The 22,909-nt window shown below is 70.7% G+C and carries 21 protein-coding genes; 13 read left to right on the top strand and 8 right to left on the bottom strand.

Translation table 11 applies throughout. From position 1 onward, the window contains the following. Nucleotides 1–21 precede the first annotated feature (21 nt). The 6 genes from ACWD68_RS28965 to ACWD68_RS28940 all read left to right on the top strand — a co-directional run bounded on the left by ACWD68_RS28965 (nt 22) and on the right by ACWD68_RS28940 (nt 4,196). Nucleotides 22–711, top strand: coding sequence for a UbiX family flavin prenyltransferase (locus ACWD68_RS28965; RefSeq protein ID WP_451809400.1), 690 nt, complete (start codon nt 22–24; stop codon nt 709–711). A 94-nt stretch (nt 712–805) separates the two neighbouring features. Then, the gene (locus ACWD68_RS28960; protein ID WP_266761447.1) at nt 806–1,261 is read left to right on the top strand and encodes an Lrp/AsnC family transcriptional regulator; all 456 of its coding nucleotides are present in this window, start codon (nt 806–808) and stop codon (nt 1,259–1,261) included. A gap of 83 nt (nt 1,262–1,344) precedes the next feature. Continuing rightward, on the top strand, nt 1,345–2,508 hold the full coding sequence (gene mqnE, locus ACWD68_RS28955) for an aminofutalosine synthase MqnE (RefSeq protein ID WP_451809399.1): 1,164 nt from the start codon (nt 1,345–1,347) through the stop codon (nt 2,506–2,508). Between the two features lies 1 nt (nt 2,509). Continuing rightward, nucleotides 2,510–3,043 (top strand): N-acetyltransferase family protein, encoded by a 534-nt coding sequence (locus ACWD68_RS28950; RefSeq protein ID WP_451809398.1) that lies wholly within the window; start codon nt 2,510–2,512, stop codon nt 3,041–3,043. An 83-nt stretch (nt 3,044–3,126) separates the two neighbouring features. Next, nucleotides 3,127–3,432, top strand: a complete 306-nt coding sequence (locus tag ACWD68_RS28945; RefSeq protein ID WP_451809397.1) for a DUF4229 domain-containing protein — start codon at nt 3,127–3,129, stop codon at nt 3,430–3,432. Between the two features lie 80 nt (nt 3,433–3,512). Further along, complete coding sequence (locus tag ACWD68_RS28940) at nt 3,513–4,196, top strand: TetR/AcrR family transcriptional regulator (RefSeq protein WP_451809396.1); 684 nt, start codon at nt 3,513–3,515, stop codon at nt 4,194–4,196. 163 nt (nt 4,197–4,359) lie between these two features. Here the strand turns inward: ACWD68_RS28940 and ACWD68_RS28935 are convergent, their stop codons facing one another. Next, nucleotides 4,360–5,244, bottom strand: a complete 885-nt coding sequence (locus ACWD68_RS28935) for a MaoC family dehydratase (protein ID WP_451809395.1) — start codon at nt 5,242–5,244, stop codon at nt 4,360–4,362. Nucleotides 5,245–5,878: 634 nt separating this feature from the next. On the opposite strand from ACWD68_RS28935, the gene ACWD68_RS28930 reads away from it, so the two are divergent. Together ACWD68_RS28930 and ACWD68_RS28925 are read left to right on the top strand one after the other, a co-directional pair. Then, the gene (locus ACWD68_RS28930; protein ID WP_451809394.1) at nt 5,879–7,780 is read left to right on the top strand and encodes an AMP-dependent synthetase/ligase; all 1,902 of its coding nucleotides are present in this window, start codon (nt 5,879–5,881) and stop codon (nt 7,778–7,780) included. A gap of 321 nt (nt 7,781–8,101) precedes the next feature. Continuing rightward, entirely contained in the window at nt 8,102–8,746 is a 645-nt protein-coding gene (locus ACWD68_RS28925; protein WP_451809393.1) for a dihydrofolate reductase family protein, read from the top strand. 120 nt (nt 8,747–8,866) lie between these two features. Here ACWD68_RS28925 and ACWD68_RS28920 read toward each other — a convergent pair whose 3' ends face one another. After that, nucleotides 8,867–9,190 (bottom strand): AzlD domain-containing protein, encoded by a 324-nt coding sequence (locus ACWD68_RS28920; protein ID WP_451809392.1) that lies wholly within the window; start codon nt 9,188–9,190, stop codon nt 8,867–8,869. Beyond that, the gene (locus ACWD68_RS28915) at nt 9,187–9,873 is read right to left on the bottom strand and encodes an AzlC family ABC transporter permease (RefSeq protein WP_451809391.1); all 687 of its coding nucleotides are present in this window, start codon (nt 9,871–9,873) and stop codon (nt 9,187–9,189) included. The genes ACWD68_RS28920 and ACWD68_RS28915 overlap by 4 nt, the downstream gene beginning before the upstream one ends. 68 nt (nt 9,874–9,941) lie before the next feature. Between ACWD68_RS28915 and ACWD68_RS28910 the strand changes: the two genes are divergently transcribed. Then, the gene (locus ACWD68_RS28910; protein WP_451809390.1) at nt 9,942–10,520 is read left to right on the top strand and encodes a helix-turn-helix domain-containing protein; all 579 of its coding nucleotides are present in this window, start codon (nt 9,942–9,944) and stop codon (nt 10,518–10,520) included. Between the two features lie 178 nt (nt 10,521–10,698). Here ACWD68_RS28910 and ACWD68_RS28905 read toward each other — a convergent pair whose 3' ends face one another. Next, a complete protein-coding gene (locus ACWD68_RS28905) occupies nt 10,699–10,902 on the bottom strand; it encodes a cold-shock protein (RefSeq protein WP_037627265.1) in 204 nt (67 codons plus the stop codon). A gap of 343 nt (nt 10,903–11,245) precedes the next feature. Here ACWD68_RS28905 and ACWD68_RS28900 point away from each other — a divergent pair, with 343 nt between their 5' ends. Further along, nucleotides 11,246–12,094 (top strand): menaquinone biosynthetic enzyme MqnA/MqnD family protein, encoded by an 849-nt coding sequence (locus ACWD68_RS28900; RefSeq protein ID WP_451809389.1) that lies wholly within the window; start codon nt 11,246–11,248, stop codon nt 12,092–12,094. A gap of 100 nt (nt 12,095–12,194) precedes the next feature. Further along, on the top strand, nt 12,195–14,165 hold the full coding sequence (locus ACWD68_RS28895) for a serine/threonine-protein kinase (RefSeq protein ID WP_451809433.1): 1,971 nt from the start codon (nt 12,195–12,197) through the stop codon (nt 14,163–14,165). A gap of 102 nt (nt 14,166–14,267) precedes the next feature. Here the strand turns inward: ACWD68_RS28895 and ACWD68_RS28890 are convergent, their stop codons facing one another. Together ACWD68_RS28890 and ACWD68_RS28885 are read right to left on the bottom strand one after the other, a co-directional pair. After that, nucleotides 14,268–14,870: a hypothetical protein gene (locus ACWD68_RS28890; RefSeq protein ID WP_451809388.1), complete on the bottom strand. Its 603-nt coding sequence runs from the start codon at nt 14,868–14,870 to the stop codon at nt 14,268–14,270. A gap of 73 nt (nt 14,871–14,943) precedes the next feature. Beyond that, a complete protein-coding gene (locus ACWD68_RS28885) occupies nt 14,944–19,509 on the bottom strand; it encodes an FtsK/SpoIIIE domain-containing protein (RefSeq protein ID WP_451809387.1) in 4,566 nt (1,521 codons plus the stop codon). A 276-nt stretch (nt 19,510–19,785) separates the two neighbouring features. On the opposite strand from ACWD68_RS28885, the gene ACWD68_RS28880 reads away from it, so the two are divergent. After that, the gene (locus ACWD68_RS28880; protein ID WP_451809386.1) at nt 19,786–20,091 is read left to right on the top strand and encodes a WXG100 family type VII secretion target; all 306 of its coding nucleotides are present in this window, start codon (nt 19,786–19,788) and stop codon (nt 20,089–20,091) included. A gap of 282 nt (nt 20,092–20,373) precedes the next feature. After that, nucleotides 20,374–20,946, top strand: coding sequence for a hypothetical protein (locus ACWD68_RS28875; RefSeq protein WP_451809385.1), 573 nt, complete (start codon nt 20,374–20,376; stop codon nt 20,944–20,946). A gap of 229 nt (nt 20,947–21,175) precedes the next feature. Here the strand turns inward: ACWD68_RS28875 and ACWD68_RS28870 are convergent, their stop codons facing one another. Next, nucleotides 21,176–21,865 carry a hypothetical protein gene (locus ACWD68_RS28870; RefSeq protein ID WP_451809384.1) on the bottom strand — a complete coding sequence of 230 codons (690 nt, stop codon included), beginning with the start codon at nt 21,863–21,865 and terminating at the stop codon, nt 21,176–21,178. A gap of 77 nt (nt 21,866–21,942) precedes the next feature. Then, entirely contained in the window at nt 21,943–22,857 is a 915-nt protein-coding gene (locus ACWD68_RS28865; protein ID WP_451809383.1) for a hypothetical protein, read from the bottom strand. Nucleotides 22,858–22,909: the final 52 nt, after the last annotated feature.

Raw genomic sequence — 22,909 nt, 5'->3', positions numbered from 1 at the left:
TGGCCGGATAGGCTCGACATCATGAAGCCAGGACAGACGCAGCGCCGGCCTTGGATCGTGGGGGTGTCCGGCGCGTCCGGTACGCCGTATGCGGCCGCGGTGCTGCGTTCGCTGCTGGAAGCGGGGGAGAGCGTCGACCTGGTCGTCAGCAGGGCCTCGCGGCTCACGCTGCTCGACGAGACCGGCCTCCCGTTCCGCGACGCCCACTGGCGGGACGACCTGCGCGAGTGGCTGGCGCGCGGCGCCGACGGCAAGCCCGGCACCTTCGACACCTTCGAGGAGCATCTCGACGGCGTACGGCACTGGAGCGCGGGCGACCTGGCGGCGGGGCCCTCGTCGGGCTCGTACCCGGCCAAGGGCATGCTCATCGTGCCCGCGTCCACCGCCTGTGTCGCCGGAGTCGCCCTCGGCCTCTCCAAGGACCTGTTGCAGCGTGCCGCGAGCGTCACGCTCAAGGAGGGGCGCAAGCTGGTCGTCGCCGTGCGGGAGACCCCGCTGAACGGGCAGACACTGCGTCACCTGGTCTCCCTGGACGACGCGGGCGCGACCGTGCTGCCCGCCTCGCCGGCGTTCTACGCGGGCGCCACGCACATCCAGGACCTGGTGGACTTCGTCGCCGGGCGGGTCCTCGACGCGGCGGGCGTCGAACACGGGCTGTACCGCCGGTGGAAGGGCGAACTCGGGGGCGGTTCCCGGGGCGACACCACCTGAGGGACGCGCCGGAAGCACCGGGCACCATCAGCAGTTCAGGACCTTTGGACCTCTCAACACCTCTCAGACCTTTTCAGTGGAAGGCTTCGATCGCATGGACGCGGTGGACAGGCAGCTCATCCAGGCCCTGAGGGAGAACGGCCGGGCCTCCTACGCGGAGCTGGGACGCCTCGTCGGTCTGTCGGGACCCAGCGTCACCGACCGCATCAACCGGCTGGAGGCGGCCGGCGTCATCACCGGGTACCGCGCGACGGTCGACTCGGCCTCGCTCGGCCTCGGCGTCACCGCCCTGATCGGCATCTCGCTCTCCGACGCCGCCGACCACGAGGACGTGGCCCGGCGTCTGCGCGACCTCAGCGAGATCGAGGACTGCTGGTTCATCGCGGGCGACGACTCGTTCATGCTCAAGGTGCGGTCGAGCGACGTCGACGGTCTGGAGAAGACCATCCGGCGCCTGTCGGGCACCAAGGGCGTCTCCCGTACCCGTACGACGATCGTGCTCTCCACGAAGTGGGAGAACCGGGTCGGAGAGCTGCCCGAGGAGGAGTAGGCGCGAAGCCCCTGGTGGGGGCCCTTCGCCGGAAAGGCGGGGGAGTACGGTTGGCAGCGTTCGTCACAGGGAGAGGTAATCGCATGGATGTCGGGCTCAAGCGCGAGCTGGAGGACAAGGTCCGGGCCGGTGAGCGGCTCACCCGCGAGGACGGCATCGCGCTGTACGAGTCGGACGACCTGGCCTGGCTCGGCGGGCTCGCGCACGAGGTGCGCATGAGGAAGAACGGCGACGTCGTCCACTTCAACGTCAACCGTCACCTCAACATGACGAACGTGTGCACCGCGTCCTGTGCGTACTGCTCGTTCCAGCGCAAGCCGGGCGAGAAGGACGCGTACACGATGCGTATCGAGGAGGCGGTCAAGCTCGCCAAGGCGATGGAGGGCGAGAACCTCACCGAGCTGCACATCGTCAACGGCCTGCACCCGAACCTGCCGTGGCGCTACTACCCGCGTTCGCTCAGCGAGCTGAAGAAGGCACTCCCGGACGTCTCGCTGAAGGCGTTCACGGCCACCGAGATCCACCACTTCGAGACGATCTCGGGGCTGTCCGCCTCGGAGATCCTCGACGAGCTGATCGAGGCCGGGCTGGAGTCGCTGACCGGCGGCGGCGCGGAGATCTTCGACTGGGAGGTCCGCCAGCACATCGTCGACCACCGCACCCACTGGGAGGACTGGTCGCGCATCCACCGTCTCGCGCACGAGAAGGGTCTCAAGACCCCGTGCACGATGCTGTACGGGCACATCGAGGAGCCCCGGCACCGGGTCGACCACGTGCTGCGGCTGCGTGAACTCCAGGACGAGACCGGCGGCTTCCAGGTCTTCATCCCGCTGCGCTACCAGCACGACTTCGTGGACATGAAGGACGGCAAGGTCAGGAACCGTCTCCAGGCGCGCACCCAGATGGCGACCGGTGCCGAGGCCCTGAAGACCTTCGCGGTCTCCCGGCTGCTCTTCGACAACGTGCCGCACGTCAAGGTCTTCTGGGTCATGCACGGCGTCCAGACCGCCCAGCTCGCGCTCCAGCACGGCGCCGACGACATGGACGGCTCGGTCGTCGAGTACAAGATCACGCACGACGCCGACAACTACGGCACCCCGAACAAGCTGACCCGCGAGGACCTCCTCGACCTGATCCGCGACGCCGGCTTCCGCCCCGTCGAGCGCAACACGCGGTACGAGATCATCCGCGAGTACGACGGTCCGGACCCGGCGCGCCGCGAGTCGCCGCAGCCCATGCGGCTCTGACATGGCGCTGGTCTTCGAACGGGACCCGGCGGTCACCCCCGAGCTCCGGGACGGTGTGGTCGCCCTGTGGGTGGACGTCTCGAACGCGGGCGGTTCCGTCGGCTTCGTGCCGCCGGTGACCGCCGGCGACGTGCGCCCCGAACTCGTGAAGCACTTCGTCGCCATGACGGAGGGCCGCACCCGGCTGCTGGTCGGCCGGGACGAGGACGGTGAGGTCGCCGCGACCGCCTTCCTCACCCACAACACCCACCGGCTGATGAAGCACTGGGTCTGGCTGTACACCGTGATGGTGCACCCCCGGCACCAGGGCGAGGGGTACGGCCGGGACCTGCTCGCCGCGACCGAGGACGCCGCGGGCCGCCTCGACGGCATCGAGGCGATCCGGCTGACCTGCCGGGGCGGGGAGGGGCTGGAGCGCTTCTACGCCTCCTGCGGCTACAAGGAGGTCGGACGGGTGCCCGGCGCGATCCGCGTCGCACCCGGCGACGAGCGGGACGACATCACGATGCTGCTGCCCCTCGCACTCCGCGACTGAGGACCCCCTGCAAGATCGCCCTCCCGTCGTGCTTCACTGGACGGGGCCCTTTGGGAACGTTCGGAACGGAAGAGTGGATTGAGATGCTCCGCTACACACTGATGCGCCTTGGGATCTTCGTGGGCTGCCTCGTGGTCGTCTGGGGCCTCGTCTACTCGGGCATCGCCCCGCGCGGCCTGGGCGACTCCAACTACATGTGGGTCGTCCTGCTGTCCTTGGTGATCTCCGCGCCGATCAGCTTCGTCGTCCTGCGGGGAGAGCGCGACCGCGCCTCGGCCCAGGTCGTCGCCCGGGTGGACCGTGCCAAGGCCAACCTGGAGCGCAACCGCAACCAGGAGGACGTCGTCGTCGACGAGGCCGCCCACGGCACCCCGAGCCAGGCCTCCTGACACTCCCGCGCACCCGGAGCCGGGTCTCCTGACGCCGCTGTGCGTCCGGCCCGGCTCCAGCCGATCGTAGGCTTGGCCGCATGGGTGCTGTGAAGAACAAGCGGATGCCGCGCGCGGTACGCGAACAGCAGATGCTGGACGCGGCCGTACGGACCTTCGGGCAGCGTGGGTACCGGGCCGCGTCGATGGACGAGATCGCCGAACTGGCGGGCGTGTCCAAGCCGTTGGTGTATCTGTACCTGAACTCGAAGGAAGACCTGTTCACGGCGTGCATCCGGCGTGAGGCCGAGGCGCTCACCGCCGCCGTCCGCGCCGGTGTCCGGCACGGACTGCCCGCCGACCGGCAACTCTGGGAAGGGCTGCGGGCGTTCTTCACCCACACCGCCGAGAACCCGGACGGCTGGGCCGTCCTGCATCTCCAGGCCCGCACACACGGTGAGCCCTTCGCGGCCGAGGTCTTCGCGATGCGCGAGGAACTGGTCCAGTTCGTCACGCAGTTGATCGTCGTCGCCGCGCGTGAGGCGCACCGTGACCCGTCGCTGCCCGCGCGGGAGGTCGCCGGGCTCGCGGAGGCACTGGTCGGCGCGGCCGAGTCCCTCGCCGCGTGGGCCAACACCACCCCGGGTGTCTCGGCCCGGCAGGCCGCCGCCACCCTGATGAACTTCGCCTGGGCGGGACTCGGCACGCTGATGCAGGGGCGGCCGTGGTCGCCGCCGCTCATGGGCGCCCCGGAGATCCCGCCCCAGCCCGCCGCGGAGGTCTGACCCTCCGCCGGACGGCCTCCCGTCCGCGTCGGGCGCGGTCAGGCCCGGCCCCAGCGGCGCAGGGTCGGCGCGACCTTCTCGCGGCCCACACGGTAGAGGGACCTGGCGCCGCCGCGCGCGGCCCGGCGGACGACCGTCCGCAGTGGGCCCGTGCCGCTTCAGTTCACTCGCTCCGGGGGCGGATCGGCCGTACGTCGCCCGTCAGATGGACCCGCTCGCCCGCCCGGAGCTCGAACGAGGTGCCTCGCACGGCGTACGTCACCGTCCCGGGGAGCAGTACCGGCACCCTGAACTCGGCCCGCACGCCCACCGCTTCCCGCGGCCCGTACTCGGCGAGGCAGCGGGCGACGGTCCACATGCCGTGCGCGATGGCGCGCGGGAAGCCGAAGAGGCGGGCGGTGAGGGGGTGCAGATGGATGGGGTTGCGGTCCCCGGAGACGGCGCCGTAGCGACGGCCGATGTCCTGGGCGAGGCTCCACTCGGCGACGGCGGGCAGTGGCGTCCGCTCCTTCGGTGCGGCGGTCCGCGGGGCTTCCTCCCGGGAGCGGTGCCGGGCGAGGTAGGTGCTTCTCGACTCCCACACGAGTCTGCCGTGGGTCCGCGCCTCGGTCAGCACGGTCGCCTCGGTGCCCCTCCGGTGCGGCGCCAATCCCTCGACCAGTGCGGCGAGTTCGTACGCGGCGGTCGCCGCGGGCTCCTGGTGCTGGGTGATCTCGATCGACGTGTGCACCAGCCCGAGCAGCGGCAGCGGGAACGCGGACCCCGCCATGATCCGCATGGCCAGCGGAAAGGCGAGGACATGCGGATACGTGACCGGCAGGACGTCCGCGCCGGTCGCGAACCCGCACACCCGCTCGTACGCGGCGAGGTGGGCGAGGTCGACCCGTACGCCGGAGAGGACGAGCCGGGTGGCGGGGACCGGGGCGTCCGGGCGGGGGCGCTTGAAGGGGGAGAGCAGGGCACCGCGGGCCAGCAGCGGGGCGAGGGACGGGGGAGCGGCGAGGGTCCGGGTCCGGGGCTCGGGGCGGACGGGAGGCTGAGTGCGCATCGGGGTCTCCAGGCGGGTGGGAGAGGGTGCGGCTGCGGGCGGGACGGGGGAGTGCGGCGTCAAGGGGGCGGGAGCGTGCGGCGCATTCCGGCCGGCCCGGCCGTGGGGTGCGGCAACTCGCCCTCCCGTGAGGGCCGTTCGGCCGAGCGGCGGTCCGGTGCCGCGGACTGCGGAAGTCCGGGCCGCAGGGGCGGAAATCGACCGGGCATGGTGCCGGCGAAGCTCGGGCAGCGGTCGGCCATGGTCCAGCTCCCAGCTCGGACATATCTTTACTCTGGAGTAAGTTACCCGGGGTAAGGGTATGTCAGGGTGGAGGGGCGGTCGAGACGGGTTGCTACGGCCTCCCGGGGACGGGCCTCCCGTGAAGGGTCCCGAAGCGTCGCTTTCGTGGGCGGGCGGAGCCGGGTGGCGGGCGCGCGAGGGGGCACAGCTACCCCGGGTAACCCGCACCTCGCCCGCCCCAAAGCGTCACAAACCCCACACTCCCGAGCCGTAGGATCCCCGTCTCACCGGGTTGCCGAGACCCCTGAACCCCCCACTCTCCAGGGCCGTATGAGGATGCGTGCCCCGTGCTCCTCCGAGCCCGCACACGCCTTGCACCCGCCTCGGCATCCGGCCGACAAGGAGCCGCCTCGTGTCCAGCCCGTACTCCCTCGACTCCGCCCCTCCGCTCCCGGAGCCCGAGATCAGGCGGCTGGACGGCGTCGTGCGCGAGGTCGCGGTACCGCCGATCGTGGGGCAGGTGACGCACGGTTCCCTCGCGGACATCCCGTTCGACAACGCGGCCGCGGCCCCCCGCGAGGCGGTCCTCAGCCGGAAGGCGCCGGACGGCGGCTGGACGGACGTGAGCGCCGCCGAGTTCGCCGATCAGGTGCTGGCGGTGGCCAAGGGGCTGATCGCGGAGGGGTTCGTGCCGGGCGACCGGATCGCCATCATGGCCCGGACGACGTACGAGTGGACACTCCTCGACTTCGCCGCCTGGGCCGCCGGCCTGGTCACCGTGCCCGTCTACCCGACCTCCTCGCCCTTCCAGACCCGCTGGATCCTCCAGGACTCGGGGGCCGTCGCGCTCGCCGTCGAGTCCGTGGCACAGGCCGCGACGCTCGGCCCGGAGCGCGAGCGCCTCCCCGACCTCCGCCACATGTGGGTCTTCGAGAAGGGCCATGTGGAGCGCCTCGCGGAACTCGGCCGTGACGTCCCGGACCAGGAAGTGGCCGTACGACGCGGGGTGCTGGGCCCGGACACGGTCGCCACCCTCATCTACACCTCGGGCACCACCGGCCGCCCCAAGGGCTGCGTCCTGACCCACGGCAACTTCTTCACCGAGATCGACAACGCCGTGGAACTGCTCTACCCGATCTTCAAGGCCCGCAGCCGGGAGCCCGCCTCCACCCTTCTCTTCCTCCCCCTCTCTCACGTCTTCGGCCGCATGGTCGCCGTGGCCTGTCTGCGCGCGCGGGTGAAACTCGGACACGCCCCGAGCCTCCAGACCGAGGAACTGCTCGCGGACCTGGCCTCCTTCCAGCCGACCTTCCTGCTGGCCATCCCGTACGTCCTGGAGAAGGTCTTCAACACCGGCCGCGCCACGGCCGAACGGATGGGACGCGGCTCCTCCTTCGACCGGGCCGCGCGGATCGCCCAGAAGTACGGCGAGGCCCTCGAGGCGAAGCAGCACGGCACCGGTCCCGGCCCGAGCCGGGGCCTGCGCGCGGCCCGAGCCCTCTACGACCCCCTCGTCTACCGCCGCATCCGCAACGCCCTCGGCGGCAGGGTCCGCCACGCCATCTGCGGCGGCTCCCCGCTCGGCCGCCGGCTCGCCGCCTTCTACGCGGGCGCCGGGATCGAGATCTTCGAGGGGTACGGCCTGACGGAGACCACGGCCGCCGCGACCGTCACGCCCCCGCAGAAGCCGCGCCTCGGCACGGTGGGCCTGCCCCTGCCGGGCACCCGGGTGCGGATCGCCGCCGACGGGGAGGTGCTGCTGTGCGGCGGACAGGTCTTCCGCGGCTACTGGGACCCGCACGCGGGCGGAGTCGTCGACGCCGCGCCCGACGGCTGGTTCGCGACCGGCGACATCGGCGAACTGGACGACGGCGGCTATCTCGCCATCACCGGCCGCAAGAAGGAGATCCTGATCACCGCGGGCGGCAAGAATGTCGCGCCGGCCCCCATGCAGGACTGGCTCCGCTCTCATCCGCTGATCGCCCAGTGCATCGTCCTCGGCGACCGCCGCCCGTTCGTCTCCGCCCTCGTGACCCTCGACCCCGAGGGCATCACGCACTGGCGCCGGATGAACGGCAAGCACGCCGTTCCCGCCGAACTCATCATGGACGACCCCGAGTTGCTGGCCATCCTGCAGCGGGCGATCGACGAGGCCAACAGGCTCGTCTCGCGCCCCGAGTCCATCCGCCGCTTCACCGTCCTGCCCGTCGACTTCACCGAGGAGGCCGGGCACCTCACCCCCTCCATGAAGCTGCGGCGCGCGGCGATAGAGAAGGACTTCAGCAAGGAGATAGAGGCCCTGTACGCGACGTAGCGCCGGTGCGCGGCGCCGCGGACCGGGCCGCTCCGGACGACATGCCCAGTGCTGTGACCGCATGGGTTCACCGGGTTGCCGGTGGCCTGCCGGGTGTGGCGCGCTTGGATATCCGGTGATGTTCAGGCACGGTGCCGGGAGGCGGGAACGGCGGAGCCGGTCAGGGTCAGGAGGCTGACCGACCAGGCAGCCTGACCGAAACCGCGAACCTCACAGGGCGGGACACCAGGTAGCCCAGATTCTGACCGGTCACGGACGCGGCGATGAGTTCTCCCGGCCCGGAGAGTCTCACCACCGTTGTCGGCAACACAGGAGGAACACGTGGCTCAGCTACTGAGAGTCCAGAACTTCGGCATCTCGCGCGACGGATTCGGCGCCGGTGAGCACCAGAGCCTGGAGCGACCGTTCGGCCACGCCGACCCTGGGGACTTGCTCGCCTGGGCCGTCGCCACGGCGAGCTGGAACCTTCGCACGGACGCCGGCGGAAGCCGCGGCCTCGACGACTACTTCACGCGCGACTACGCCCGCAACATCGGCGCCGAGATCATGGGCCGCAACAAGTTCGGGCCCCAACGAGGGCCCTGGCACGACCATGAGTGGCGCGGCTGGTGGGGTGACGAGCCCCCGTTTCACACCCCGGTGTTCGTCATGACCCACCACGAGCGTCCTTCGTTCGCGCTCTCCGACACCACGTTCCACTTCGTCGACGCAGACCCGGCCACGGTCCTCGAACAGGCACGGGACGCAGCGCAGGGCAAGGACGTCCGACTCGGCGGCGGGGCCACCACCATCCGGCAGTTCCTCGACGCCGACCTCGTCGACACCATGCACATCGCGGTCTCACCGGTGAAGCTCGGATCGGGAGCACGACTGTGGAATTCCCCCGAGGAACTGCTCGACCGGTTCCACCTCGAGATCGTGCCCAGCCCGAGCGGCGTGACCCACCACCTGTTCTGGCGAAAGTGACAAGGGGCCACTCGGGGATGTCAGCACGGCCGATGAGGGCGTTTCGGCAAGTGATCGGGTAGTTGTGGGCGATCTACCCATGCTGGGCGCGGTACCCGGCGAACCCATGCGGTCACAGCACTAGCCGACCCCGGCCATGCGCAGCCCCGCCGTGGTGGCCGCGGCTCCCAGCACCACCACCACGAACGGGGCCCTCCGCCAGGCCAGTACTCCGCCCGCCAGCACCCCGGCGGGCCGGGCCCACCCCGCGAAGCCGCGGGCCTCGGTGAGCGCGCCCGTGGCGAGCAGCGCGACGAGGAGGACCACGGCTCCCGCGGACAGCAACCTCCGGACCCGGGCGGAGAGTTCGACCCGCCCGTGCAGCAGGGGCCCGGCCAGCCGGAAGGCGTACGTCCCGACGGCCAGGACGAGGACGGCGGCCAGGGCCGGTGCCGTGCCGCTCATGCCGTCCTCCCGCCCAGGAACAGCAGTCCGGTGAGGGCCATCAGTACGGGCACCCCCACCGGGACGAAGGGCGTCAGCGCCAGTGCCGCCGCGGCTCCGGCGAGTGCGGCGCGTCGTACGCCGCGGTCCCCGCGCAGCGCGGGCAGCACCAGTGCCACGAGCACCGCGGGAAACGCGGCGTCGAGTCCGTAGCGTCCGGTGTCGCCCAGCGCGCCCCCGGCGAGGGCGCCGAGAAGGACGCACAGGTTCCACGACGCGTAGAGGCCGAGCCCCGAGATCCAGAAGGCGGCCCGGCGGCGGGCGGGGTCCGGCTGGGCGAGGGTGAAGGCGACCGTCTCGTCGGTCACGAGGTGGGCGCCGATCCAGCGGGTGACGCGGCCCCGCCCGATGACGTCGGCGACGGCCAGACTGAAGGCGGCCGTGCGGGTGTTGAGCAGCAGCCCGGTGGCCGCCGCGGCGAACGGCCCGCCCCCGGCGAGGAGTATCCCGACGGCGCTGAACTGGGCGGAGCCCGCGTACACCAGCAGCGACATCACCACCGGCAACCACAGCGGGAGCCCTCCCGCGACGGCGATGGTCCCGAAGGAGACGCCGACGATCCCGCCGGCGAGACAGACGAGGGCCACGTCCCGCAGCAGACGAGGGTCGTGCGACGGGTGTGGTGTTCGGAGCAGCGAACGCATGTTCTCTACAATGAACAGCAAACACCTCGTTCGTCAAGGCGAACGATCGTACCGATGGAGAGAACGACATGACCGATGACGGCTCCGGCACCCCGCCGGCCCGACTCCCCCTCGACTGGATCGCCGCCTCCCTGCGCCGCGAACGCGCGCGGGCCGGCCTCTCCCTGTCCGAGCTGGCCAAGCGCGCCGGGATCGCGAAGTCCACGCTGTCCCAGTTGGAAGCGGCGAGCGGCAATCCGAGCATGGAGACGCTCTGGGCCCTGGGTGTCGCGCTGGGCGTACCGTTCAGCGCGCTGGTCGAGCCGCCGACCCCGGCCGTCCAGGTGATCCGCGCGGGGGAGGGGCCGACCGTCCACTCGGAGCAGGCGGAGTACGCGGCGACGCTGCTCTCCGCGAGTCCGCCGGGAGCCCGGCGCGACATCTACCACCTGCGGGTGGAACCGGGTGCGGCGCGGGAATCGGAGGCGCACATTCCAGGGAGTGTGGAGCATCTGATCGTGGGTGCGGGGCGGTTGAAGGCGGGCCCGCGCGGCGAGGAGGTCGAGCTCGGTCCCGGTGACTACATGGCGTACCGGGGCGATGTGCCGCACGCGTACGAGGCGCTGGAACCCGCGACGACGTTCGTGCTCGTGATGCAGCACGTGTGACGGGTGCGCGGAAGGGCGGGGAGCGCGGGAAGGCCAGGGAGCGGGCGGAGGCGGCGAACCCGGGAAGGCGGACGGGGCGCCGGAGCAAAGGCAGGAGCCCCACGACCGGCTGGCGCGGGGCTCCTTGGGTACTGCTATCCGTTCCGGATCAAAGCTTTGGGCTCATGGAGCCGAAGGCTTAGAGCGGAGTGACGTTCTCCGCCTGCGGGCCCTTCGGACCCTGCGTGACGTCGAAGGAAACCGACTGGTTCTCTTCGAGCGAACGGAAACCGTTCGCGTTGATCGCGGAGTAGTGGACGAAGACGTCCGGGCCGCCGCCTTCCTGGGCAATGAAACCAAAGCCCTTTTCGGCGTTGAACCACTTCACGGTTCCGGTAGCCATAAGCCCTCCTTGGGCCCAAAGGGTTGCCCTGCTCCAGAACCTGCGATTGTGTAAACAACTGCATACGTCTGAAAACGACAAGAGCCCGCGGTCACATGCTCCGCAGGCTCTGTACTGCAAGGGAAACCAAACTGCAACTTGCGGCGAGCCTAGCACGCAGGCACCCGAAAGCAATAGAGGGAAAGATCACGGCATCCGGAAGATCAGCCCGTACGGGCGAGGGGTCTGACATGCGTTGACTTCGGGGTGTCACAGAGGTTGACACGGGGGTTCCCGATGGTTTCCACCAGCACGCGCCCACCCTGGAGCCCGCACCGTGCCGCATGGGGTCTAGCCTCGCGATGTGGACAATTCTCGCACCCGGCCGCGCGTCGGCCACATCCAGTTCCTGAACTGCCTGCCCCTGTACTGGGGGCTCGCGAGAACGGGCACGCTCCTCGACTTCGAGCTCACCAAGGACACCCCGGAGAAGCTCAGCGAGCAACTGGTGCGAGGGGATCTCGACATCGGGCCCATCACGCTCGTCGAGTTCCTCAAGCACGCCGACGACCTGGTCGCCTTCCCGGACATCGCGGTCGGCTGCGACGGTCCCGTGATGTCCTGCGTGATCGTCTCCCAGGTCCCCCTCGACCAGCTGGACGGCGCCCGCGTCGCCCTCGGCTCGACCTCGCGCACCTCCGTGCGGCTCGCGCAGCTGCTGCTGGCCGAGAAGGTCGGTGTCCAGCCCTCGTACTACACGTGTCCGCCCGACCTGAGCCTGATGATGCAGGAGGCCGACGCCGCCGTCCTCATCGGTGACGCGGCGCTGCGCGCGAACCTCCTCGACGGGCCGAAGTTCGGTCTCCAGGTGCACGACCTCGGCACCCTGTGGAAGGAGTGGACGGGCCTGCCGTTCGTCTTCGCCGTGTGGGCGGCCCGGCGCGACTACCTGGAGCGCGAGCCGCTCGTCACCCGCAAGGTCCACCAGGCCTTCCTCGCCTCCCGGGACCTCTCCCTCGACGAGGTCTCCAAGGTCGCCGAGCAGGCGGCCCGGTGGGAGGCCTTCGACGAGGCCGTCCTGGAGCGGTACTTCACGACGCTCGACTTCCGCTTCGGCGGCCCGCAGCTGGCAGCCGTACGGGAGTTCGCGCGCCGGGTCGGCTCCACCACCGGGTTCCCGGCCGACGTGAACGTACGGCTCCTCCAGCCGTGAGGCGCCGACCGTCACGGTGCCGATAGTTTCGGGGTCCAGGGCGCGCACGGCACTACGCTGCTGGGCAGTAGGTACGGGGGAGGGGTGAGCCGTGGGTGCCATGCAGCCGCTCGGAGTCGACGAACCCACGGTCGTGGGGCCCTACCGGCTGCTCGGCCGGCTGGGCTCCGGCGGCATGGGGCGCGTGTATCTGGGACGCAGCGCGGGCGGGCGGACGGTCGCGGTCAAGATCGTGCATCCGCACTTCGCGCTCGACGAGGAGTTCCGTGCCCGCTTCCGCCGCGAGGTCGACGCCGCGCGGCGGGTGGGAGGCGCGTGGACGGCCCCCGTCCTGGACGCGGACCCGGAGGCGCCGGTCCCCTGGGTCGCCACCGGCTACGCGGCGGGTCCCTCACTGACGAGCGCCGTCGCGGACGGCGGACCGCTTCCGGTCCACTCCGCGCGCGTCCTCGGCGCCGGGCTCGCCGAGGCGCTCGCGGCGGTCCACGCGCTGGGCCTCGTCCACCGCGACGTCAAACCCTCCAACGTGCTGCTCACTCTCGACGGCCCGCTCCTGATCGACTTCGGCATCGCCCGGGCCACGGACGGCACCGCCTCCCTGACCTCGACGGGAGTCTCGGTCGGCTCCCCCGGTTACATGTCCCCCGAGCAGATCCTCGGCAAGGGCGTCACGGGAGCCGCGGACGTCTTCTCACTCGGCGCGGTCCTCGCCTACGCCGCGACCGGTGAGCCCCCCTTCCCCGGCGACTCCTCCGCCTCCCTCCTCTACAAGGTGGTGCACGAGGAGCCGCGACTCGACTCCCTGGAGGGCGAGTTGCGCGAGCTGGTGGCCGCCTGCCTGGCCAAGGAACCCGCGGCGCGGCCCACTCCTGGCGAGGTGGCGGTCCGGCTCGCACCGCAGGGCGCCGCCCGGCTGGTGTCGGCGGGGTGGCTGCCGGGCTCCCTGGTCGAGCAGGTGAGCCGAAGTGCCGTACAGCTGCTGAACCTTGAGGCGACCGGGGCCGCGGAGGTCGCGCCCTCCGGGCCGGTGGGCTTCAGCAGCTCCTCGGTGGACTCCGGGCCGGGTGCCGCGAGTGGCTCCGGGTCCGGAGCGGTGACACCCGGCGGGGCGGCCGGAGCGCCCGGGCCCGATGGGGCGGCCGGCGCGTCGGCGCCGGGCGGGAGCTTCGCTGGATCAGGGGCGGGTGCGGGCTTCGGAGGCCCGGGGTCGGGCGCGGACTCCGCGGCGCCCGGCTCGGCCGGCGGGTTCGGTCCGGCTCCGCAGGGCTTCGGGCCGCCTCCGCCTCCGATGCCCACGTACGTACCCGGACAGCGTGAGAGCCGGGCCGCCGAACCCCAGGACGCGGTACACCGCGAGGGAGCGCCGGGTCAGCAGCCGTACGACCGTCCGGGCAAGGTCTCCGTCAGCGTCGCCGCGACCTCCGCGCCCGGGGCCGACGGGCGTGGCCGCAGGATGAGTTGCACGGTCGCGCTGGCGGTCGCCGGGGCGCTGGCGGCGGCGACCGTGGGCTCGGCGTTCCTCTTCGACCTGCTGCCGGGCGGCGGCGACACGAAGGACCAGGGCAGCGCGTCGGGCGAACGTCCGTCGGCCACGGCGAGCCAGAGCTCTCCCGACGCGGACCCGTCGGCGAGCGCGAGCGCCCCCGGACCGGGTTCCACGGCGAGTCCCTCCGCGCCGCGTTCCTCGGCGAGCGCTTCCGACCCGGGCGGGCAGCCGTCCGTGATCCCGGCCTCCTACCTCGGCACCTGGGAGGGCGACGGCCTCGGCCTCAACGGCACCCTTCCCATGGGAACCTTCCGCGTCACCGTCCACCAGGCCGCCGTGGGCGAGGAGTTGGGCACCTTCCGGCAGACCGACCAGATCGGCGGCATCTGCGACGACGTCCTCATCCTCAAGAAGGTCACGAAGAAGCAGCTCGTGGCCACGAGCGTGGCCGAGGAGTCCAACCGTGACGTCTGCACCAAGGGCCGGCACGAGGTACGGCTGACTCCCGTCGGCAGCTCCCTCACCTACGACACGGACAACGCCGAGGCGGGGGATCCGGTGGCCAGGATGACGAAGGTCGACTAGAGGAGCCTGGTGCCGGTCCGCGGGAGCCGGTCCGAGGGACAGGCCGGATGCGGGGGTGCGGGGGTGCGAGGTGCGGGCTCAGGAGCGCGGAGGCTCACGCGCTCAGCTGGGCCGGTTCTTCTCGCGGGCGTTCGTGATCTTGACGGCCGCGGCGATCAGCGCCGCGGCGACGAGCGCCGTCGAGAGCAGGCCGACCGCCCAGACCCAGGGGTACTCCTGGTGGACCCAGCACGCTTCGCCCTTGCTGTGGCAACTGCCGTTCCAGTCGCGTCGGTGCTTGGGGCGCGCGGCCGCGAACACGACCTGCGCCCAGAGGGCGCAGGTCGCGACGCCGGGCAGGGAGGCGATCACCCAGCCGAGCGATCGGAGAGGGCTCGCCCTCCACTTCATCCGCGTGAGCGTCGCGATCACGGCGGCGAGCCCGAGCGGCAGCAGGGCGCCGACACCGGCCGCGAATCCGTACCCGCCGCCGGGTGAGGCGGGGGCGACCCGCCCCCACAGCTCGGGCCCCCAGGCGTGTGCGGTCATGGCGAACCCGGCGATCGCCACCAGGGCGACCAGCATGATCAGGCAGCCCGCGCCCGCGTCCCTCCAGGTCGCCTTCTCCTTCGTCCGCCGCCACGCGGACGGCCGCTGCCCCACATGCTCGTAGCGCAGCGCCGCTCCCGCGGCCCTCCGCCGCTTCGGCTTCGCCGATCCGCTCACCGGATCCGCCCCCCTCGCCCTTCGCCGCGTCCTCGTCCTTCGCTTCCTTCTCCCACCGGCCCGACGGGTCGGATCACATCGGCGTCGTCACCGTCAGCGGCTCCCCGTCCCCGAGGTGCAGCAGGCCCTTGCCGGGTGCGACCGGCCCGCCGACCATGCTCCGGTTCGTCCGGATGCCGATCAGCTCGCCCGCGGACGAGTCCTGCGGAGACAGCAGGATGCCGCGGCGGCCCTTCTTCATCTCGACCTGCCAGCCGGAGAATCCGCTGCACACGTCTTCCTCGTCACCGGCGATGACCAGTCCGAGGCCGCGTTCGGCGCCGCGCTGCACGATCCGCTTGAAGACCGTCTCGGCGTCGCAGTCCTCCAGGACCTCGCCGTCGTCGACCAGGACCACGATCGGCTCCTCGCGCGACGCCGAGTCGATGGCCTCGCGCAGATCGTCGCTCTCGATGTCGTCCTCGTCGAATACCTTCAACACGCCGTCCTGGCCGTCCAGTTCGCGCAGCGGCGACGGGCGGGGCGCGGCGACGACCAGACGGACGCCCTGGGACAGATAGGACCGGGCCATGTTCAACAGGGTCGTACTGCGGCCGGACTTGGCCGGGCCGGCGATGACGAACGTCGGCACGCCCTGGGAGAGGTCCGGACCGAAGCCCATGATGTCGTCGCCGCCGATACCCACCAGGCTCCACAGCTTGGAGCGGGACGCGTCCGGGTCGCGCATCTCCCAGGCGTCGGTGAAGCCGATCCGGGTGGGCAGCACATCGACCCGGAACGGGCACCTGCCACGCGGCAGTTCCGCGTCGCGGGCCGCGGCGGCCTCACCGATCGCCGCGATCGCCGCGGCCTGGCCCTGACCCGTGGAATCCTCGGTGAGCAGGGCGAACTGGGTCTCGGTGCCGTGCTCGTTGCGGTAGCCGCGGCCGGGCGGGATCTCCTCGGGGATCTTGCGGGCGTTGATGCCGATCAGCGAGAAGTCGGAGCGGTCGGCGAGCCGCAGCCCGTACTTGTCCTCGGTGAGCGAGCCGATCCGGGTGGAGAGGATCTGGCGGTCACCCGTCATCACCAGGTGCAGGCCGACGCTCGCGCCCTCCCGCATCATCGCGGTGAGCTGGTCGGTCAGGTCGCCGTGGTCGTACTCGCCGAGGGTCGGCAGCCAGCCCTCCCACCGGTCGAGCAGCACCACGATGTGCGGAAGCCTTTCGTCCTCCGGTACCGCGGCCCGCTGCTCGCCGATGTCGGCGAATCCCTTGTCCGCCAACAGATCCTGTCTGCGGGTGAGTTCACCCTTGAGGCGGGCGATGAGGCGGACCACGCGCTCGGTCTGGTTGCGGCCGACGACGGCTCCGCAGTGCGGCAGCCGCGTCAGCGCGTGTAGTGCGCCGTTGCCGCAGTCGATGCCGTACAGATGGACGTCGGCCGCCGAGTGGGTGCGGGCCAGCGAGCCCGCGATCGTCCGCAGGATCTGGGAACGGCCACTGCGCGGGGCACCGCCGATGAGCAGATGCCCGAAGGAGGCGAAGTCCACCACGACGGGGCGCCGGGCCTGGTCGGCGGGCAGGTCCTCGACGCCGTACGGAGCGGGGGGCAGCTTGCCCGGCCCGCCCGAGAACGCGGGCGGCCGGATCTCGTCGAGCAGCAGCGTCTCGGAGAGCGCGGGCAGCCAGGGGCTGTGCTGGGGCGGGATGCCGAGGGACCGGTTGGCCTCGCGCACCGCGTCGACCAGGACCTTGAGGTCGGTGATCTCCTCCTCCTCGCGCTGCTCGGCCTTCGGCTTGACCATGGCGGCCCGCCCGAGGTCCTCCCAGCCGAGCGGTCCCGCCCAGGGTGCGAGCGCCGTCGGATCGGCGGCACCGGGCCGGCGGCCACCGACGCGGCCCGACTGGAACGGCACGAGCGAGGCGTGCCCGAGCCGGACGTAGGCCCGGCCCGGTGTGTTCTTGGAGATTTGCCCGGCCTCGGGGGAGTCGATGACGTCGCTGGACTCGCCGCCGTCGGTCACGCGCAGTGCGATACGGAGGTTGGTGTTGGCCCGGATCTCGGGCGAGACGACACCGCTCGGCCGCTGGGTGGCGAGCAGCAGATGGATGCCGAGCGAACGGCCTCGCTGGGCGATGTTGACCAGGCCCGTCACGAAGTCCGGCAGGTCCCGCACCATGGAGGCGAACTCGTCGATGACGATGAGGAGCCGGGGCACGGAGGCGTGCGAGGGATCACGGCGTACGAGGTCCTGGTAGTCCTCGATGTCCTTGGCGTCGGCGGCGGCGAGGATGTGCTCGCGCCGCTTGAGCTCCGCCCCGAGCGATTCCAGCGCGCGCTCGACGAGATGGGCGTCGAGGTCGGTCACCATGCCGACGGTGTGCGGGAGTTTGACGCAGTCCTTGAACGCCGAGCCGCCCTTGTAGTCGACGAGCACGAACGTCATGTTCTCGGGGGTGTTGGCCACGGCCAGCGACGCCACGATGGTCTGGAGCAGCTCCGACTTGCCGGAACCCGTCGTACCGGCGATCAGACCGTGCGGGCCGTCGCGTCGCATGTCGATGCCGAACGGACCGTCGTACGACTCACCGATGACCGCCGTCGTCGACTGCCCGCCCATCCGCCAGCGCGCGCTGATCGCGTCACCGGTCGGCGGCTCCAGCTGCAGCACGTCGAGCAGCCGGCTGGCGCCGGGGAGCGCCGAGTCCTCGGTCTCGCCGCTGATGTCGCGCAGCGGGGACAGGGAGCGGGCGAGCCGGCCGCACCAGGCCGCCGACACGAAGTCCGGCCGTACGTCCCGTACCCGCGCGATGCCCGTCTGCTGGACGCGCAGCCGCAGCTCGAGGGCCTTGTGCGCGCCGGCCGCGGAGTCGTCGGGCTCGGTGGCGTGCCAGGCGTGGAAGGAGGGGAAGCCACCGGGGGCGGCCGGCGCGGTCCGGGCCGGCTGCTGGGCGGAGCTGTGCTCCTCGGGCCTGGGCTCCGCGATGACGATGGCCTGGCACTCGCCGGGCAGGAACCGCTCCTCGGCGTCCAGACAGATCGCGTACATGGACATGGCCGGGCCCTCGCGCAGCAGTCGCACCACACCCGGCATGGACCGCAGCCGCCGGGAACCGTCCCAGACGACGATGATGTCCGGATCGCTGAACGAGGCCTTGTTGCCGTTCTGCCGGGCGGCCTTCTGGCGGGCGTCGAGGATCTGGGTCAGCTCACCGATGCGCGCGCCGACGGTCTCGGCGTCCGTGCCGATGAGGACGTTGGCGTCCTGGGCCCCGGCGGGCCGGCTGTGCGGCAGCCAGCGCACCCAGTCCCAGCTCTCCCGGCCGCTGTTCTCCGTCAGGACGTAGAACTGGACGTCCAGCGGACTGTGCAGCACCGCGGTCTGCGCGACGGCCCAACGCCCCAGTGCCTGCGCCGAGTCGCCGGGTCCCGCGATGCCGACGACACCCCGCTCGCCGAGCGGAAGGGCGACCGGCGCGTCCTCGATGGTCCAGGTGACCTGACGCTTGTGGTCGTCCTGCTCCGGGTCGTCGAGCACCACCTCGGAGGGCAGCTGCCCGGTGCCGACCCGCAGCAGCAGATGGTCGGCGTCGGTGCGCCGTCGCTCCCACAGCCGGGTGCGCGGCCCGGTGCCCAGCGACAGCACGGTCGCCGGATCGGGTATCGCCCGACGCCGGTCGAGCCGTTCGGAGAGCAGGGCGTCCTGGGCGTCCTTCTCGATCCGCGCCTTGTGCTCGTTGTACTCCTTGACCTGCTTGGCATGGGACTTGCGCCCCTGCTTCTTGTCCATGAAGTAGTTGCCCAGCATGATGAGCGGGCTCAGCAGAGCCATGATCATGTAGTACCAGCGTCCGAAGACCATCACCATGACGACGGCACTGACCAGCGGTGTCAGGGCCATCAGCCAGGGCAGCGGACGGGCTTCGTAGTCCCGTACGGGGCTCGGCAGCCGGAACTTGGTCTCGCGCTCCGGCGGATGCAGTCGCGGCGGCCGGTTGTAGTCCAGCCCGGCGCCGTCCTCCGACCACTTCAGCGCGGCGTCGGGGACCGAGTAACGGTCCAGCTGGAGAAGGGTGTTACCGACGGCGACCTCGCTGCCGAGCGGCCACTCGTCGTCCTCGCGTTCCTCGACGGGCCCGCCGTCGAGGGTGACGCCCTCCTTGTCCCCGTGCACGGCGACGCGGCACTTTCCGTCGGTTGCAACTGACAACGTCAGGGCCCTTTGCGGAAGTTCGGGGTCGCCGATCCGGAGGTACGACGACGCTCCGGCGCCGATGTCGTAGCGGCCGATCCCGAGCCGGTGCACGGCGCCCGCCGCCGGACCGCCGGCGACCCGCAGTTCGACGAGCCCGGTCGGCTCGCCGGGCAGGCATCCGGCGGGGTCGTGCAGACTGACGACGGCGCCTTCGCGCAGCGGAGAGGTGCCGATGGTCGCGGCCGGATCGACGGGATACCCGTCGACGTACGCGAGAGGCGCGCCCCCGCCCACGGCTCCCCGGTGCTGTCCGAGGGGAATGATCTGCGCACCACCGCCGTAACCGACGTGTTCCGCCAGCTCCTTGGCGATGTCCCCCACCGAGGACTCGGGATCCGCATCAAGAACCACGTCGGCGGTGGCGCCGCCGAGCGGGTCGACGACGGTCAGAGTCAGCCGCACGCTCGTCCTCCCCCAGACACCCTGGCCGCTTCCGGAACGCGGGCCACAGTGCTCTCGACGATAGCCGCTCGCCGCTTCCCGCAGGCAACGGCCCATGTGAGGGAACCAGGGAGGCCCCGGGCGAACACCGCCTCTGGTGCGGGCTCGTGACAGAACCGGGGTGTGCTCCTGCAAGCGTCGTAAGTAAGCTGCTTGCTCAATGCGGACGATCACACCATCCGCATCAGGAGCCACGGGGGTTGGCCCTGCGGCGAGTTGAAGCATGGAGGACGCCACATGGCCGGCGGCAAAGACGCGGACATCACTTACGAGAAGATGCGGCACGCTGCTAAGCGACTCGGCCACGAGAAGGAGAAGATGGAGGACAAGCTCCACGGCCTCGACAGCTACATCGACGGCCTCGTCGCCGACGGCTACACGACGGCCAAGGGCTCCCAGGCCTTCGACGACTCCTTCAAGGAGTTCACCAAGGGCATGAAGGAAACCCTTGAGGGCCTCAAGGGCATGGCCAAATTCCTCGATGACGCCGCGAAGGCGTACGAGGACCTTGACGATCAGCTGGCCAAGGGTGTCAAGGGCTAGCAGCGGGACGACGCGGTCCGCAACGGGTGCGACGGGGCGCGCTGCGCCCGGTCGCACCCGTGTCCGTGCCGCGACGCAGTGATGGAGTCCCGCACGACCGTCGGGGGCGCCGTTTCGGCAACGTGTTTGTGCAGAAACTGATTCGGCTCCCTGGAGGTTCGCGGCGGACGGGGAGTCCAGTCCCTCGGTCTGTCCAGAGCCCCTTCGCCTGCCCCGCAGCCAAGCATGCGTGCAGCCTCGTTCCACGCTGCACTGGCGCCCAGTGGAGAAGGAGACATACACGTGGGCGACTTCTACGCGCTGAAACCCGGACAATTCGTCGACGACCGGGGGGCCACTCGTGACGTGGTTCCTTCGCGGGTCATCGCGGCCGTCCCCGCCGCGGAGGCAGCTGCGGAGCGGTACGGGCGGGAGGTGCGCTTCGACTTTCTTGATGACCGGGCCGTCCACTGGATGCTGTTCCAGCGGCGCCAGGACATGGAGAAGGCCAGTGTTCTCGGCTGTCTGGCCGCGATTCCGCTCTTCGTTTTCGCGGTCGGCGCTTGGCCGTTCTGGGACCTGGTCGCATCCGGTGAATCGCGCCGGTTCCAGATCACGTTCATCGCCGTCGACGCGTTGATCGTCTGCGCCTCTCTGGTGGGGACGTATCTGGCGCGGCGCCGGAGCCTGCTCGATCCGACCAACAGGAATGTAAGGTGCAGAGCCCGCCTTTACCGAAAGGTCGCCACAATCGCCCGTCAGGGTGGCGCCGACATTCCGCGCCTCTACCCCTACTACGGAATGTACGCGACGTCTCGGAGGTTCTTCCCCGATGCGCCTGAGCGCCCCGTTCCGCAAAGGGAGCAGGCGCTATGACCACTGACTTCGAGTCGTCGGCGCGCGTCCCAACGCCGGCCGGGTTCGCGTGCCGGCCGCCTGTGGAACGTCCGTAGAGGGTTCGGGGATCCTGCCGATCGTGCACCGAGCGGCGGCATCCGGAGAGAATCCGACGCGGTTTCGACGGGCACGGGCGGTGCTGTTCCGTCGCCCGTCCGCCGTCCGTCCGGTCTGGCGTCCGTCCCGGCCGGGGCCGAACTGGCCGCGTTCATGTTGTGCCATCGGCGACGTCGCCGGCGGGATCGATGAAGGACACCGTTCGGAGCATGGCGACCAGCAGGTCGCAGAGCTCGGCCCAGTAATCCATGGACGCGGTGAAGAGAGTGAAGACCGCCGTGAACGGGCCGGTGGGGAAGGGGACATGGACCTGGATCTGTCCCGTGAGGAGATCCGACTTCTCCCCGTCCGGCGTCAACTCCGGGTTGATCTCGAACTGTCGCAGCGTCACGCAGGAGACTGCGGGACCGCACGGCAGATCGAGCCAACGAGCATCGTTGTACGGGTCGCCGGAGAGGATGGAGAGGATTCCCTGTGCGACGACATCGGTGTCCTGCGCCGACTGGTCGGTCGGGACGGCCGCCACGGTGAAGGCGCATTGGGCGGCACCGTCGGCGAGTTCGTGTCCTGTCGTGGTCCCGTCCTCCTCCCCATCAGCAGCCGTGGAGAACAGCCCCATCGCCGAGTAGGAGATTCCCGTGTGTGCCATGAGCTCCGCTATCCCCGCGTAGTACGGGGCAGCGGGCTCCCAGAGCCTCTCGTCGCCACGGGAGTAGAGCTCTCGGACGAAGGACTGGGCGCGTTCCGCGCGTTCTTCGGATGTGGCGGCGAGCGGGAGGGCGAAGAAGCCTTCGGGTACGAGGAACCAGATAGGCGGGGGCTCATCGTGGGCTGGGGGCAAGGGGACCCCGCTTGCAGGATGGGCGGAGGTTTGCATGAAGGTCCAGGCCGTTCTGGTGAGGCTCAGGCGGGTGGGCGTCACAGGTCTTCCGGGCGATAATCCGCAGCTTGAATCTCCTTTCCGTCGGAATCCATGAGCATGTTGATTTCCGACGCGCCGAAGAAGGAATCGAGCCTGTTCGGCAGAAGGTATTCGACCCGGTAGTGGCCACCCGGAGGGCGACTGATGATGGGGGAGACGCCGTCAGGAGCCTGAACCCTCGCGGAGTAGGCTTCGACTGCTGCTCGCTGCGCCTGGGTGAGGGAATCCTGGCGGATCAGGTCGATCGGCGACACGAGATAGCGCGTCAGACGCTGCCGCCTGATGCTGCTCAGCCTGCACCACGAGCCGTCGGTGAAGGTGACTTTGAAGTCGTTCCCGTCCTTGAATTCCTTCCGCTCGACCCGGCTGACGGTCGACCGCGGAATCTCCCAGAGGACCTCGTCCTCGATGGCCTTCAGGTCCTTCTTGTGGAACGGGAGGCCCACGACGACCAGTCGGCGGTCGGTGACGATCGCGTGCGTGCGGTAGTGCTTCTCGTCAGAGCGCCCGGGGTCGAGTTGCCAGGGCAGCGTACGGGCGATCGTGCCGGGCGCGGCCCACATGACAGGGAAGTCCAGCACCTCGTCATCCCGGTCGTCCGGGGTGTCGGAGCCGGAGTCGGGGAAAGCGGTGCCGCTGACGTTCCCTCCCGCGGAACCGAGGACACCCAAGACGGCGACCCCGACAGCGATGGCCGCGCCTTTGACGGTGTTCCGTGCGGCCGAGCCGCCCGTTGAGCGGACTGCGTACACCGGACCCTCGGGCCAGCCGGGCAATTCGCCTTGAATGTCCTGGCGTTCGAAGTCGCGGAACCACCGCATGCCTCTGACGCGCATGGCCGCTCCCGTGGCGAACGTGACCGGAGCGCGGGCGAGGAGAGTCTCCCCTGATTCAGGTTGCCAGACATTCATACCCGCACGCATCTTCCTTGCACGACGATCTCCGTGAGCTGTTCCATGGTGT

The sequence above is a fragment of the Streptomyces sp. NPDC005141 genome (genome assembly GCF_053599975.1).
Note: the sequence above shows the minus strand (reverse complement) of the source record. Positions and strands in the feature narration are given on the sequence as shown.